Origin of the sequence: Rhodoferax sp. GW822-FHT02A01, assembly GCF_038784515.1 — a bacterium.
Classification (GTDB): domain Bacteria; phylum Pseudomonadota; class Gammaproteobacteria; order Burkholderiales; family Burkholderiaceae_C; genus Allorhodoferax.
Map to the genome: position 1 here is coordinate 3,993,718 of NZ_CP152376.1, position 14,165 is coordinate 4,007,882.

At 59.3% G+C, this 14,165-nt stretch carries 13 protein-coding genes; 10 read left to right on the forward strand and 3 right to left on the reverse strand.

All coding sequences use genetic code 11. The annotated features are described in order from the left end of the window. The first annotated feature begins 148 nt into the window (after positions 1 to 148). From AAGF34_RS19025 to AAGF34_RS19040, 4 genes are all read left to right on the forward strand, one after another. Entirely contained in the window at positions 149 to 556 is a 408-nt protein-coding gene (locus AAGF34_RS19025) for a transposase (protein WP_342616765.1), read from the forward strand. Beyond that, the gene (gene tnpB / locus AAGF34_RS19030; protein ID WP_342616766.1) at positions 553 to 885 is read left to right on the forward strand and encodes an IS66 family insertion sequence element accessory protein TnpB; all 333 of its coding nucleotides are present in this window, start codon (positions 553 to 555) and stop codon (positions 883 to 885) included. The genes AAGF34_RS19025 and tnpB overlap by 4 nt, the downstream gene beginning before the upstream one ends. Before the next feature lie 81 nt (positions 886 to 966). Further along, entirely contained in the window at positions 967 to 2,481 is a 1,515-nt protein-coding gene (locus AAGF34_RS19035; protein ID WP_342621033.1) for an IS66 family transposase, read from the forward strand. Between the two features lie 478 nt (positions 2,482 to 2,959). Continuing rightward, on the forward strand, positions 2,960 to 4,183 hold the full coding sequence (locus tag AAGF34_RS19040) for a winged helix-turn-helix domain-containing protein (protein ID WP_342617279.1): 1,224 nt from the start codon (positions 2,960 to 2,962) through the stop codon (positions 4,181 to 4,183). Positions 4,184 to 4,222: 39 nt separating this feature from the next. Here the strand turns inward: AAGF34_RS19040 and murI are convergent, their stop codons facing one another. Continuing rightward, a complete protein-coding gene (gene murI / locus AAGF34_RS19045; RefSeq protein WP_342621138.1) occupies positions 4,223 to 5,056 on the reverse strand; it encodes a glutamate racemase in 834 nt (277 codons plus the stop codon). 17 nt (positions 5,057 to 5,073) lie between these two features. Then, on the reverse strand, positions 5,074 to 6,627 hold the full coding sequence (locus tag AAGF34_RS19050; protein WP_342617280.1) for a fumarate hydratase: 1,554 nt from the start codon (positions 6,625 to 6,627) through the stop codon (positions 5,074 to 5,076). Between the two features lie 246 nt (positions 6,628 to 6,873). On the opposite strand from AAGF34_RS19050, the gene acs reads away from it, so the two are divergent. After that, the gene (gene acs / locus AAGF34_RS19055; RefSeq protein ID WP_342621139.1) at positions 6,874 to 8,775 is read left to right on the forward strand and encodes an acetate--CoA ligase; all 1,902 of its coding nucleotides are present in this window, start codon (positions 6,874 to 6,876) and stop codon (positions 8,773 to 8,775) included. A gap of 68 nt (positions 8,776 to 8,843) precedes the next feature. On the opposite strand, the gene AAGF34_RS19060 is transcribed toward acs, so the two are convergent. Next, on the reverse strand, positions 8,844 to 9,155 hold the full coding sequence (locus AAGF34_RS19060; RefSeq protein ID WP_342617281.1) for a c-type cytochrome: 312 nt from the start codon (positions 9,153 to 9,155) through the stop codon (positions 8,844 to 8,846). Positions 9,156 to 9,255: 100 nt separating this feature from the next. Between AAGF34_RS19060 and AAGF34_RS19065 the strand changes: the two genes are divergently transcribed. The 5 genes from AAGF34_RS19065 (at position 9,256) to AAGF34_RS19085 (ending at position 14,163) form a co-directional block, all read left to right on the forward strand. Then, a complete protein-coding gene (locus AAGF34_RS19065; RefSeq protein ID WP_342617282.1) occupies positions 9,256 to 9,504 on the forward strand; it encodes a TIGR04438 family Trp-rich protein in 249 nt (82 codons plus the stop codon). Positions 9,505 to 9,594: 90 nt separating this feature from the next. Next, positions 9,595 to 10,944, forward strand: a complete 1,350-nt coding sequence (locus tag AAGF34_RS19070; protein WP_342617283.1) for a murein transglycosylase domain-containing protein — start codon at positions 9,595 to 9,597, stop codon at positions 10,942 to 10,944. Between the two features lie 75 nt (positions 10,945 to 11,019). Then, positions 11,020 to 11,832 carry a prolipoprotein diacylglyceryl transferase gene (lgt, locus tag AAGF34_RS19075; protein WP_342617284.1) on the forward strand — a complete coding sequence of 271 codons (813 nt, stop codon included), beginning with the start codon at positions 11,020 to 11,022 and terminating at the stop codon, positions 11,830 to 11,832. Positions 11,833 to 11,841: 9 nt separating this feature from the next. After that, on the forward strand, positions 11,842 to 12,597 hold the full coding sequence (locus AAGF34_RS19080; RefSeq protein ID WP_342617285.1) for an enoyl-CoA hydratase/isomerase family protein: 756 nt from the start codon (positions 11,842 to 11,844) through the stop codon (positions 12,595 to 12,597). Between the two features lie 21 nt (positions 12,598 to 12,618). Beyond that, on the forward strand, positions 12,619 to 14,163 hold the full coding sequence (locus AAGF34_RS19085; RefSeq protein ID WP_342617286.1) for a malonyl-CoA synthase: 1,545 nt from the start codon (positions 12,619 to 12,621) through the stop codon (positions 14,161 to 14,163). Positions 14,164 to 14,165: the final 2 nt, after the last annotated feature.

Consider the following 14,165-nt stretch of genomic DNA (forward strand, 5'->3'; position numbering starts at 1 on the left):
TACTGCAAACGCCAGGCGTTGGATCTACGGGCACAAATCTCCCCATTCAGCACCGCATATAGCCACAGAAGGGTAAGCGTCCGGCCATCCCATATTGAATCGACCTTGGTGATCAGGCATCGTCCCCACGAAGGAGATCGTGGAGACTATGGATCAAGTGTCGACAGTGCAGCGCCTCAAGCGGCGCGAGTACAGCGTGGAATTCAAGGCATCGGTGTTGGAGCAGTGTCGCCAGCCAGGCGCATCCCTGGCGGGCATTGCGCTGGGCCATGGCATCAACCCGAACATGGTGCACCGCTGGATACGCGAGGAGCGCCAACGCAGGGTGCTGACCGAGCTGCAACAGACGGCAGCAACCTTCGTGCCGCTGCAGCTTTCAGGGGCAGGCAATGCGGATGCCATAGCGATGAAGCACCTACCAGAGGCACCGCAGCCTGCTCACACCGGTGAGACCATCCACATTGAAATCCAGCGCGGCGGTGCCACCGTGAGCGTGCGCTGGCCACTTACGGGCGCTGCGCAATGTGCACAAGTGCTGCGTGAGTTGCTGCGTTGATCCGCATCGACTCAGTCTGGCTGGCGACTGCACCGCTGGACATGCGCGCTGGAACCGATACAGCGCTGGCCCGCGTGATCGCTGTCTTCGGTGCCGCACAGCCTCACCATGCCTATGTGTTCGCCAACAAGCGCGCCACCCGGCTCAAGATCCTGGTGCATGACGGCATTGGCATCTGGCTGGCTGCACGCCGGCTACACCAGGGCAAGTTCATATGGGCATCTGACTGCGACACCCACTGCAGTCTGGACCGAGTCCAGCTCGATGCCTTGGTGCTGGGCCTACCCTGGAAACGCGTGGGACAGGCCGGCGCCATTACCGTGGTGTGATCGCGGGCGGCATAGGCCCTACCTGCCAATTGGGGCATGCGCCAATGGCCTGCACACAGCGACTCTGGCACAGTCGTGGTCATGGTGGTGGAGCCGCAATCCCTGGAGAACCTGAACGCCGAGCAGTTGCGCGCGATGACAGCCCGACTGCTCACGGAACTGCGCCACAGCCAGGCCCTCAACGAAAAACTCACCTACGAGAACGCGCTGCTCAAGCGCATGAAATTCGCCGCCCAGTCTGAACGCTTCAGCGCCGATCAGCGCAGCCTGCTCGAAGACGAGATCGATGCGGACCTGGCAGCCGTGGCCGCAGAGATTGAGCAGCTAAGCCTGCCGGTATCTCCTGCGCAGGACAAGCGGCAGGCCAAACGCCAACCGTTGCCGGTCAACCTGCCACGCCGGGAGATTCGCCATGAACCCGACTCCACCACGTGTCAATGTGGCTGCCAGCTCAAGCGCATTGGCGAGGACGTAGCGGAGAAGCTGGACTATGTGCCCGGCGTCTTTACCGTGGAGCGTCATGTGCGCGGCAAGTGGGCATGTGCCAAGTGCGAGACCATCACCCAGGCGCCGATCGAAGCGCACGTTATCGACAAGGGTATCCCCACCGCCGGACTGCTGGCCAAGGTGCTGGTGGCCAAGTACGCGGACCATCTGCCGCTGTACCGCCAAGAGAGCATCTTCGGTCGGGCCGGTTTGGCCATCCCGCGCTCCACTCTGGCGCAATGGGTGGGAACTTGTGGCGTGCGCCTGCAGCCCCTGGTCGATGCACTGAAGGCTGAGATGCTGCAACATCGTGTACTGCATGCTGATGAAACGCCAGTGTCGATGCTCAAGCCAGGCGATGGCAAGACGCATCGCGCCTACCTATGGGCTTATGCGCCCGGAGCCTTCGAGGACATGAGGGCCGTGGTGTATGACTTCTGCGAGTCCAGGGCTGGCGAGCATGCACGCAAGTTCCTGGAGGACTGGCGCGGAAGTCTCACCTGCGATGATTTCAGCGGCTACAAAGCACTGATCGCCAGCGGTGTGACGGAGGTGGGGTGTCTGGCCCATGCGCGGCGCAAGTTCTTCGATCTGCACGCCGCCAGCAAGAGCTATATCGCCGAGTTTGCGCTGGCACAGTTTGCACTGGTCTACGAGATCGAGCGCGAGGTCAAGGAATTGGATGCAATGGAACGCCAGCGCATCCGCCAACAAAAGGCCAAGCCCGTGCTCGATGCCTTGCATGAATGGATGGGCTTGCAGCGCCAGAAGGTGCACGCCAGTTCAGCCACCGCCAAAGCATTGGACTACAGCTTGCGGCGATGGGAGGCGCTCACCCGGTTCGTCGATGACGGACGGCTTCCCGCGGATAACAACTGGATCGAGAACCAAATCCGCCCCATTGCCATTGGCCGCAACAACTGGTTGTTTGCCGGGAGTCTGCGCGCAGGCCAACGGGCTGCGGCAGTCATGAGCCTGATCCAGTCAGCACGCATGAATGGGCATGATCCCTATGCGTACCTGAAAGATGTGCTCACCCGGCTGCCTACACAACGGGCCAGCCAGATCGGCGAGCTATTGCCGCATCGCTGGCAATCCACTACCACCTGACGGACTACCGCGGCAGCTCTCAGCGGTCAACATGGGTTGGCCGCGCGCTTACACAGAAGGTTCGCTGTAGCATTTTCAGTCCACTCATCAAATTTTCAGAAATTGACTGGTTTGGCGCTGGAGAGTCGATCAAATGTGCCGAAAAAGCCCCCGACGCTGAATCAATATGAATCATTGACAGTGGTAATTCGTCGAAGAATCTGACGTCGTTTGTACAGAAATTGCCGCAATTGTTCGCGTCAGTACAAAGAAGCCTCCCAAAACAACCAAGGCGCGCGATAGTTCCGAACCGAAGAACCGAGACAGGTGTCGCGCCTTACCGGTTCTGCACTTCAGACAATTCACAAGCGGGGAAGCGACAGCGCTTTGCGGAACTATGACCATTTTGTACAAATTCGCAAATTACACATTCGACCTGCATGCCGGGTTGGTCTGCGACGGACAACCGATCCATCTTCCCCCCAAGGAAAAGGGCCTGTTGCATACCCTGTTGGAGGCACGCGGAAAAATCGTACGCAAGGAAGAGGTGATGATCAAGGTGTGGGGTACCAATGAGACATCTGATGAAAGTGTTTCCCGCACCGTCTACCGGTTAAGGGTGGCCATGCAGTCCTCGGGTGGGCCCGAGGTGGTTGAGACCATATACAACTCGGGATTTCGGATCACTGCAGCCATCCGTGAGACAACAATGAAAGAGTCTTCTTCACTGAACGCACTGACACATTCGGCCCGCCCTGGCGCAATCACTGCGCTCATGAGTGCGCGGGAGTTTCTGGCCCGGCAATCGGTGGAAGATATTGATGCCGCAGCCAATGCCGTACGCTTGGCCATCAACCTGGATCCGTCCTTTGCGGCGGCATGGGCCACCTTGGCTGAAATCCGCATTGTGCAGGCCTTGCGCTCCCTGCGCCCTCCACGCGAAGCGGGTTGGCTGGCCAAAGAGGCCACCAAGACCGCGTTGAATATTGATCCCCAGTCCACGTCTGCTTTGGCGATTCAGGGATGGGTACGGGTGATGATAGATCGCGACTGTGAGCGTGGAATGGAGGATCTGGACCGCGCCATGGCCATTGATCCGGATTTCTGGGTGAGCAATATGTTCAGGGGCTGGGTACTGCAGGCAGCCGGGCGGCATGAGGAATCAGTAACGATGATGCGCCGCGCGCTGGAGCTCAATTCAGTGAGCCATGCGGTGAATTCGATTTTGGCGCTCTATCTCATGTTTTCAGGAAACAATGCGGAAGCCTTGCAAGTGGCACTCGATCTGGCTAAACGTTTTCCGACGGTTGACAACTCACAGGGCATTGCGTCCATTCTGGCATCCGTAAACGGGATGCACGATGAGGCTGTCTCCTTTGGCTGGCGGGCGATGGAACTGGCCCCCCACACACCGCTGATGCATACGCCGCTAGCGTACGCGCTGGCATACGCGGGGCGTCACGAAGAGGCCTGGGATGTACTGGGTGCCATTGAAAAATCCAACCTGCCGCAACCCTCAGCGTCCATTGCACCTGTTTACCTCGCCCTGGGTGAGCCGGAGAAGGCCATTGCATTGTTGCAAGATGCATGCGAGCGCGGCGTTCCCCAGTTCGCATGGTCAAGGGATGATCCGCGCCTAGCCGCCTTGCGGGGTAATTCGGAGGTTGAGCGCTTGTGGGCGCGCATCTGGCCGCGCCAAATGGTCGATAGTCTGGCTGCTTGACCAATTTCACGGCAACCGGAGAGGGCCGTGCACAGTGCATTAGCCGACAGAGAGCGGTTGTGTCTTGCTTTCGCTGCCAAGCCAGCGCCGTACCGCGGAGTCCATAAGAAGGGTGTCTCCGGTGGAATAGAACTGGATCGTAGGGTTGTTTGATATTTCGTTGCCAGATGACGAAATGTCGGCGGCTTGCAATGGCTTTTCTAGCAGACGCCGGGTTTGCCGAGCGACTGGAGCGCCGCCTTCCAGCAAGGTGACATCCGGCCCAATCAAAGCGATCAACTCCTGAGACGCAAAGGTGAAATGGGTACAACCCAACACCAGCGTATCTATTTCACCTGTTGCACATCCAAACGCCCCCATGGCAGCCGTGTACTCCTTGCAGAGCGCCTTGATCCGTTGCGTATCAGATCGCTCAATCGATATGGCGAGCCCGTCGCACGGTTGCAGCACAAAGGTTGCTGCACCGTGCAAACTCTCCAGCAGCTTGTGGAATTTCTCACTGTTGAGGGTGCTGCGTGTCGCCATGACACCGACCAATCCGGTCTTGCTCTGGGCGGCAGCAGGTTTGAGTGCAGGCTCGATGCCCACGATGGGGATCTGCGTGTAGGCTGCACGAATCAAGTGAATTGCAGCAGCCGTCGCTGTATTGCAGGCGACGACCAGAGCCTTGATATCGTGCTGGGCGATAAGGTAGTCGGTGATGGCATGTGAACGCTTCAACACATGCTCATCATCGCGTTCGCCGTAAGGTGCATGGCCGTTGTCTGCCACGTACACATAGTTTTCCTGAGGCATTTCGGCCTGAAGCGCGCGCAGTACGCTCAGACCACCTACGCCACTGTCGAAGACGCCGATGGGGCGACGGTCAACCACGTTGCGTTCCAAAGGTCTCAGGCAGAAGTTACCGGAATGCTCTTGAACTCTCCGGTGGCGATCTTCTTTTGCCACTCGGCTGGTCCGGTGATGTGGGCGCTGGTGCCGCCGGCATCCACTGCCACAGTGACCGGCATGTCCACCACGTCGAATTCGTAGATGGCTTCCATGCCCAGGTCTTCAAAACCTACAACCCTTGCATGCTTGATGGCTTTGCTGACCAGATATGCAGCTCCGCCCACAGCCATCAGATAGGCACTTTGGTGCTTCTTGATGGCTTCGATGGCGACAGGACCGCGCTCGGCCTTGCCGACCATGGCAATCAGGCCAGTTTGTGCCAGCATCATTTCGGTGAAGCCGTCCATACGGGTAGCGGTGGTGGGGCCGGCGGGGCCTACGGCCTCTCCGGCAACAGGATCGACCGGTCCCACGTAATAAATGACACGGTTGGTAAAGTCCACCGGCAATTTCTCGCCCTTGGCCAGCATGCCCTGGATGCGTTTGTGCGCGGCATCGCGACCAGTAAGCATCTTGCCGTTCAGCAACAGTGTGTCGCCCGGCTTCCAACTGGCGACCTCCGCCTTGGTCAGGGTGTTGAGGTCCACCTTCTTGCTCTTGACGTAGTCAGGCGTCCAGTTGACGTTGGGCCACAGGTCCAGGCTGGGCGGATCGATGTAGACGGGGCCGGATCCGTCGAGCACAAAGTGGGCGTGGCGGGTAGCCGCGCAGTTGGGGATCATGGCCACGGGCTTGCTGGCGGCGTGTGTCGGGTACATCTTGATCTTGACATCCAGCACCGTGGTCAGGCCGCCCAGGCCTTGCGCACCAATGCCCAGTGCATTGACTTTCTCAAACAGTTCCAGACGCAACGCTTCGGTCTGGGTCAAAGCGGCGCCGCTGGAAGACTTGGCCTGCAGCTCGTACATGTCCAGATCGTCCATCAGGCTTTCCTTGGCCATCAGAACGGCCTTTTCAGCGGTGCCCCCAATGCCGATGCCCAGCATGCCGGGCGGGCACCAGCCGGCACCCATGGTCGGCACTGTCTTCAGTACCCAGTCCACCACCGAGTCACCTGGGTTGAGCATGATCATCTTGCTCTTGTTTTCCGAGCCACCCCCCTTGGCAGCCACGGTTACTTCTACGGTGTTGCCGGGGACGATTTCGGTAAAGATCACCGCAGGCGTATTGTCCTTGGTGTTCTTGCGCAGGAATTCAGGGTCGGCGACCACGCTGGCGCGCAAAGTGTTATCGGGATGGTTGTAGCCACGGCGTACCCCTTCATTGATGGCGTCATCCAGGCTGCCCGTAAAGCCCTCCCAGCGCACGTCCATACCCACCTTGAGGAACACGTTAACGATGCCGGTGTCCTGGCAGATGGGGCGGTGTCCGGTGGCGCTCATCTTGCTGTTGGTGAGAATCTGCGCGATGGCATCCTTGGCAGCCGGGCTCTGTTCGCGATCGTAGGCGCGGGCGAGGTGAGCAATGTAGTCGGCCGGGTGGTAGTAGCTGATGTACTGCAGTGCAGCAGAGACGGATTCGATCAGGTCAGCTTGGCGGATGGAGGTGGTCATGGTAGAAATACCGTAGAGGGGGAGTTGCAATCAGCCTGCAAGTTTAGCCAATCCACCTCACTGCTGGCTGACGCAGGTCATTGCAGTGCATGGAGTCAGTGATTTGTAAGTGCTTGGCACCAACATCCGCCCAGTTTTGAATCAACCGAGGAGACAACCCAAATGAGCACAACAACCGAAGGCGCAAGCGTATTGCCCGTCTACTTGCCCAACGCGGAATTCGTCAAGAACGCCGCCATTCCCAGCATGGCGGCCTATGACGCCCTGTGCAAGGAGGCGGAGACTGACTACGAGGGCTATTGGAGCCGCCTGGCCAAGGAGTTGCTGAGCTGGAAGGTGCCTTTCACCCAAGTGCTGGACGAAAGCAATGCGCCGTTCTTCAAGTGGTTTGCCGACGGCAAGCTCAACGCCTCGTATAACTGCCTGGACCGCAATGTGGAAAAGGGCCTGGGCGACAAGACTGCCATCATCTTCGAAGCCGACGGTGGCGAAGTCACCAAGATCACCTACAAGCAACTGCTGGACAAGACCAGCCAGATTGCCAATGGCCTGAAGTCCCTGGGCATCAAGAAGGGTGACCGCGTGGTCATCTACATCTCCATGTCCATCGAGGGCGTAGCGGCCATGCAGGCTTGCGCCCGTATCGGTGCGACCCACTCCGTGGTGTTTGGCGGCTTCTCGGCCCAGTCCCTGCGTGACCGCGTGGAAGACACCGGCGCGGTGGCCATCATTACGGCGGACCATCAGGTGCGCGGTGGCAAGCAGCTTCCCCTGAAGTCCATCGTGGACGAGGCATTGACCCTGGGTGGCTGCGATTCCGTCAAGAACGTCGTTGTGGTCAAGCGTAGCGGCTCAGAAATCGCCATGACCGCCGGCCGTGACCAATGGCTGGATGACGTGATCAAGGGGCAGTCCACCACCTGTGAACCGGAATGGGTCGAAGCCGAGCATCCGCTGTTCCTGCTTTACACATCCGGCTCCACCGGTAAGCCCAAGGGCGTTCAGCACAGCACCGGCGGCTACCTGCTGCACGCAGCGCTCACCACCAAGTGGACGTTTGACCTGAAGGCCGACGACGTGTTCTGGTGTACCGCCGATATCGGCTGGGTTACCGGCCATACCTACATCACCTATGGCCCATTGGCACTTGGCGGTACGGAAATCGTGTTTGAAGGCGTGCCCACCTATCCGGACGCAGGCCGCTTCTGGAAGATGATCCAGGACCACAAGTGCACCGTGTTCTACACCGCGCCGACTGCCATTCGTTCCCTGATCAAGGCGGCAGAAGCCAAGGACTCTGTGCACCCCAAGAGCTACGACTTGTCCAGCCTGCGCCTGCTCGGCTCTGTCGGCGAACCCATCAACCCGGCCGCCTGGGAGTGGTACTACAAGCACGTGGGCGGCAGCAAGTGCCCCATCGTGGATACCTTCTGGCAGACCGAAACCGGTGGCCACATGATCACCCCTATGCCCGGTGCCACCCCCATGGTTCCTGGCTCATGCACGCTGCCATTCCCCGGCATCCAGGCCGCCATCGTGGACGAGACCGGCAAGGACGTGCCCAATGGTCAGGGTGGCATTCTGGTCGTCAAGAAGCCTTGGCCCTCCATGATCCGCACTATCTGGGGTGACCCGGAGCGGTTCAAGAAGAGCTACTACCCGGACGATTTCAAGGGCAAGTATTACCTGGCTGGCGATGGCGCCATTCGCGATGAAAAGACAGGCTACTTCACCATCACCGGTCGCATTGACGACGTGTTGAACGTCTCTGGCCACCGCATGGGTACCATGGAAATTGAATCCGCCTTGGTGAGCTGCACCGAGCTGGTGGCCGAAGCGGCTGTGGTCGGCCGTCCTGATGACACGACTGGTGAGGCCGTCTGCGCCTTCGTGGTGCTCAAGCGTCCGCTGCCCATGGGCGACGAGGCCAAGGCCATCGCCAAGCAACTGCGCGACCATGTGGGCAAGGAAATCGGCCCGATCGCCAAGCCCAAGGACATCCGTTTTGGTGAAAACCTGCCCAAGACCCGTTCCGGCAAGATCATGCGTCGCCTGCTGCGCTCCATCGCCAAGGGCGAAGCCATCACGCAAGATACTTCCACGCTGGAAAATCCGGCCATTCTGGATCAGCTGGGACAAACCTACTGATCGCGTGCAAAGGCAATGAAAAAGCCACCCTCGGGCGGCTTTTTTGTTTGTGCTGGAAGCGGTGAAGGCTACTGGCTCAGCACCCAGGCGGCCAGCTTCTTGGCTTCGGCTTCATTGACCTGGGGATTGGACGGCATCTTCACCACACCCCAAACGCCGCCACCGCCCTCCATGATTTTGGTAGCGAGGCGCGCCGCAGCCGCCTTGTCACCCTTGTACTTGGCTGCGACGTCCTTGTAGGCGGGGCCAACCACCTTTTTGTCAATGTTGTGGCAGCTCATGCAATTCTTGGACGTGGCCAAGGCAAGGTCTGCCAGCGCGGGCGCAGCTGGCAGCACACAAGCGGCGGCAAGTAACATTTGGGTGCCAAAGCGTTTCATGTTTTCCCTTGGATTGCATTACAGTCAGTCCATCGCATTGTAGAGACGCAAACGGCTGCCTGCTGTGTTGTCGGTCGAATGGAAAGATTAGGAGGACCCCATGTATTTTGTCGGCTTAGGACTGGTGTTGTTGGTCATGAAATACATGGAGTTCGGCCCGGTGGCCAATCTCTCCTGGTGGTGGGTGCTGTCGCCTTTTGCGTTGGCCGTAGCGTGGTGGAGTTGGGCAGACTCGTCCGGCTATACCAAGAAGCGGGCGATGGAAAAAGAGATCAAACGCAAGAATGATCGCATTGATGCGAACCGGGAAAACATAGGCACCCTGAGCAAAAGCCGCAAGCGCAAATAGGCAAAGCCGCCTGGCTGGTGCATTCGGACGGCTCAAGATAAAGTCAAGGCTTCCACCTTAGGGAGGGTGGTTGTCATCAGGGGGAGAGGCATGAAAAACAAAGCGTGGCTGGCCGTGGTCGGTGCCAGCTTGGTACTGGCAGCATGCTCTACAGAGCAGCTCACACAGCACGCGATCAATCTGGCCCTGTCAAAAGACCCCAAGGCCATGCTGACCAGCATGGCTGAAAACAAGGTCGACTCCTACAAGCGGGACCCCAGGCAGTTGTTGGCTGATTTCGACCGGTTGCGCCAGGAATTGGCCAAGCTGTTTGGCAACGTCCGGGAGGAGAGCGAGAAGCAGTGGGGCAGCGAGGAAGCGCAAACCTTGCCCAGTCCCAAGAAGTACGTGAAGTACACCGAGCAGTACAAGAACCGCATCGTGGTGGACTATGAAAAATCCACCATCCGCATCGAGCACATCCAGGAACCACGGGCTGCATTCAAAGTCCGCAATGCGGTCGTGGTTGCGTTGCTCACCCCCGAAGATCCCAAGTCCGCAGACGTGTTTTCGGACAGCGACGTGATTCTGGATGGACAGCCTTTCCTGCAAAGCCTTGTGCTGGACCAGAACCGCAAGGTCATGCAGACCCGCGAAGACGTGGAACGATTTGCCGATTACCTGTTGGCAAACAAGCTGCAGAACCGTCGCATCTCGGTGGGTGGCAATCCGGTGGATGTGGTCTACGTGCAGATCGACATGATTGGCTCCGAGGCAGATCGTCTGGCAGAAGCCAAGCTCAACCGCAAGCCGCCCAAAGGGCCAGTCAAGCCCGGCCAACCGGCTGACATGCGTCCGGATGCACGCGCCGGTGACCGCTCCGACCCCAACAACTACGCGACTGCGGACCGGATCGCCCCCAAGTTTCTGGATGCGGTGAACCGCTACGCGCAAAAGACCGGTGTTGATCCTGCGCTCATCTTCGGCATCATCTACCAGGAGAGTCGGTTCAATCCCAATGCGGTTTCGTCCGCAGACGCCTACGGCATGATGCAGCTGGTTCCCAAGAGTGGTGGCGTCGAGGCCTTCCGCAAGGCCAAGGGCGAATCGGTCAAGCCGACCAAGGAATACCTGATGGACCCCGAAAACAACATCGAGCTGGGCGCCACCTACCTGGGCATGCTGCTGTTTGACTACTGGACCAAGGGGGTCAACAACATGCCGTCACGCGAGTACTGCGCGATCTCGGGCTACAACACCGGGCCGGGCAATGTGTCCCGCGCCTTTACTGGCAGCACCAGCAAATTGGGTGAAGCCCAGGCCAAGGCCAATGGCATGGAGCCCGATGAGTTGTTTGACTACCTGCGTGCCAACCTTCCGTACGCCGAAACCCGGGACTATCTGCTACGCGTGTCTGCAGCCAGAAGGCATTATCAGCAGATGTTTTATGCCTCGAACTGAGCTTTACTGCGGTTTTACGCAGCGCGTGGCGACACTTCTGGAAAGCCCGGCTGCGGCTTGTGCACAATCCGGTGCATGTTGATACACCCACAAATTGATCCCGTAGCCCTTCAAATAGGTCCGCTGGCCGTGCATTGGTACGGCTTGACCTATCTGGTTGCCTTTGGCCTTTTCATGTTCCTGGCGGGCAGACGCCTCAGGCACGAACCCTATGCCAGCATGACGGGCTCGGCTGCATGGAGCCGCAAGGACATCGAGGACTTTCTCTTCATCGGTGTGATGGGCGTGGTGCTCGGCGGCCGTATTGGCTACTGCCTGTTCTACAAACCGGGCTATTACGCCAGCCATCCATTGGAAGTGTTTGCCGTGTGGCAGGGCGGCATGAGTTTTCACGGCGGCATGCTGGGCGTGGTTGCCTCCATGGTCTGGTTTGCGCATTCGCGCGCAAAGCCCTTCTGGCAGGTGGCGGACTTTGTGGCGCCTTGTGTGCCAACCGGTCTGGCCTCGGGCCGGGTGGGCAATTTCATCAACGGCGAATTGTGGGGGCGTGTGGCTGACCCGTCTTTGCCGTGGGGCATGGTGTTCCGGGGCGCCGGTGACATGCCGCGCCACCCTTCGCAGATCTACCAGTTCCTGATGGAAGGGCTGTTGCTGTTCGTGCTGCTCTGGTGGTACGCCCGTACCGCGCCCCAGCAAGGCCGTGTGGCGGCGGCCTTTCTTTTCGGCTACGGCGTGTTTCGTTTCATTGCGGAGTTCTTCCGGGAGCCGGATGCCTTCCTCGGTCTTCTATCCTTCGGAATGAGTATGGGCCAGTGGTTGTGCGTACCCATGATTGCGGTGGGCGCTGGCCTATGGGTCTTCTTTGGCAGAAAGGCCAGCGCGCGCTGAGTGACCCTGATGCAATCTGGTATCCGTCTGGAGCGTCAGGGCTCCATCGCCACCGTCATTCTCAACAGCCCTGACAAGCTCAATGCCATGTCGCGCGCGATGTGGCGTGAACTGAAGCAGGCGTTCGAGATCTTGCAAGCGGATGCGGACGTGCGCTGTGTGCTGGTTCGCGGAGCGGGCAGCCATTTTTGTGCTGGTGGGGACATCGCCGAATATCCAGACTTCCGCTTCGATGAAGCCCTCTTGCAGACCTTTCACGAAGACGACGTGTGGGGCGCCCTGTCGGCCATGCTCGCTTGCGACGTGCCTGTCGTCGCCCGGATCAGCGGGGTTTGCATGGGGGCTGGCGTCGAGATCGCCAGTGCCTGTGACCTGCGGCTGGCAGCAGACGATGCCAAGTTCGGCGCGCCGATTGCCCGTTTGGGCTTTCCCATGGCACCGCGTGAAGCCGCCTTGGTGAGCGCCGCAGTAGGCGAAATGACAGCACGGGCGATGCTGCTTGCCGCCGAGGTCTTTCCGGCGGCGCACATGGCTGCACAGGGGTTCCTTACCCATGTGCTGCCGATGCATGAACTGGACGCAGCCTGCGAATCTCTGCTACAGCGCGTAGCAGGTCTGGCACCGCAAGCAGCCCGCCTGAACAAACAGACGCTGCGTGCACTACGCTCCGGCGCTCCGGTATCCAATGCCTACAGTTATGCCCCAAGCGCCGAGCACAGGGAAGGCATTGACGCATTCATTGCCAAACGCAAACCGCTTTTCTAGACATCTTCACCCGACATGGCTATGAGCACACCTTCACCCAACGCCAATTTGTTTGCCGCCCTGCGTCAGGGGGTTCCTGCGGATCTGCAGTCTGTGGCCATTGAGACGGACAGCGGTCTGCTCTATTCATGGCAAGACCTGGAAGAGGCCACGGCCATGGTGGCCAATATGTTGGAGTCGCTGGACTTGCCAGCTGGCGCACGAATTGCCGCACAGGTTGACAAGTCGGTGGAAGCCCTGATCCTGTACCTGGCGACCTTGCGTGCTGGTTTGATCTACCTGCCGCTCAATACCGCGTACCAAAGTGCGGAAATGGCCTACTTCATCGGGGACGCCAAGCCGGCGGTGGTGGTATGCACTGGCCGCAATTTCGGCTGGATCAGCAAGATGGCTTTTCAGGCGGGCACACGTTACGTCTTTACGCTCAACGATGACCGCACCGGCTCGCTGTTGGATCGCTCGGCACAGTTTGGGCGTGAGCATGCGGTGGCACAGTGTCATGCGGACGACCTTGCTGCCATCATCTACACCAGTGGCACCACCGGGCGCAGCAAGGGCGCCATGCTGTCGCACGGCAACCTGCTGAGCAATGCGCGTGTGCTGCAAAAGGTCTGGGGCTGGAGAAGCGCTGACCAGGGCGGTGATGTGCTGATCCACGCCTTGCCCATCTTCCATGTGCATGGTCTGTTCGTGGCCATACACGGTGCACTGCTCAATGGCAGCAAGATGATCTGGCTGTCCCGGTTTGAGCCCCGTGTGGCGCTGCAATACTTTCCTCGGGCGACGGTGTTCATGGGTGTTCCAACGCTATACGTGCGTTTGTTGGGTGAGCCCGGGCTGCAACGCGAGGCCGTGCGCAACATGCGGTTGTTCATCTCGGGTTCGGCGCCGCTGCTGATTGAAACCTTTACCGATTGGCAGGCCCGTACCGGCCACACCATTTTGGAGCGCTACGGCATGAGTGAGACGGTCATGCTGACTTCCAACCCTTATTTCCCCCACGATGGTGAGCGCATTGGCGGCACTGTGGGACCGGCTCTGCCCGGCGTGAATCTGCGCGTGGTGGCTGATGACGGTACGGCCTTGCCTGCAGGTGAAGTAGGCCATATCCAGGTCAAGGGCCCCAGTGTCTTCAAAGGTTACTGGAACATGCCAGAGAAGACCGCGGAGGAATTCACGGCCGACGGATTCTTCAAGACCGGCGACGTGGGGCGTATCGATGCAAACGGCTACGTCACCATCGTCGGGCGCAGCAAGGACCTGATCATCAGCGGCGGCTACAACGTCTATCCGGCCGAGATCGAAGGCTATATCAACGCCATGCCCGGCGTGGCCGAGAGCGCCGTGGTAGGCGTTCCGGATGCAGACTTCGGCGAGGTGGGTGTGGCAGTTGTCATTCCCAAGCCTGGAGCACAGGTATTGCCGTCGGCGATTCTGGCGGAGCTCAAGGCCTCATTGGCCAATTTCAAGATTCCCAAGCGCTGCGTGCTGGTTGCTGAATTGCCCCGCAATGCCATGGGCAAGGTTCAGAAGAACCTGCTGCGTCAGCAATACGCTGCGGCTTGAAT

Coding starts and splice junctions, on each gene's coding strand:
- AAGF34_RS19065 (WP_342617282.1), top strand. CDS start 9,256: ATGTATTTTGTCGGCTTAGGACTGGTGTTGTTGGTCATGAAATACATG.
- lgt (WP_342617284.1), top strand. CDS start 11,020: ATGTTGATACACCCACAAATTGATCCCGTAGCCCTTCAAATAGGTCCG.
- AAGF34_RS19035 (WP_342621033.1), top strand. CDS start 967: ATGGTGGTGGAGCCGCAATCCCTGGAGAACCTGAACGCCGAGCAGTTG.
- AAGF34_RS19080 (WP_342617285.1), top strand. CDS start 11,842: ATGCAATCTGGTATCCGTCTGGAGCGTCAGGGCTCCATCGCCACCGTC.
- AAGF34_RS19060 (WP_342617281.1), bottom strand. CDS start 9,155: ATGAAACGCTTTGGCACCCAAATGTTACTTGCCGCCGCTTGTGTGCTG.
- acs (WP_342621139.1), top strand. CDS start 6,874: ATGGCGGCCTATGACGCCCTGTGCAAGGAGGCGGAGACTGACTACGAG.
- AAGF34_RS19070 (WP_342617283.1), top strand. CDS start 9,595: ATGAAAAACAAAGCGTGGCTGGCCGTGGTCGGTGCCAGCTTGGTACTG.
- AAGF34_RS19050 (WP_342617280.1), bottom strand. CDS start 6,627: ATGACCACCTCCATCCGCCAAGCTGACCTGATCGAATCCGTCTCTGCT.
- AAGF34_RS19085 (WP_342617286.1), top strand. CDS start 12,619: ATGAGCACACCTTCACCCAACGCCAATTTGTTTGCCGCCCTGCGTCAG.
- AAGF34_RS19025 (WP_342616765.1), top strand. CDS start 149: ATGGATCAAGTGTCGACAGTGCAGCGCCTCAAGCGGCGCGAGTACAGC.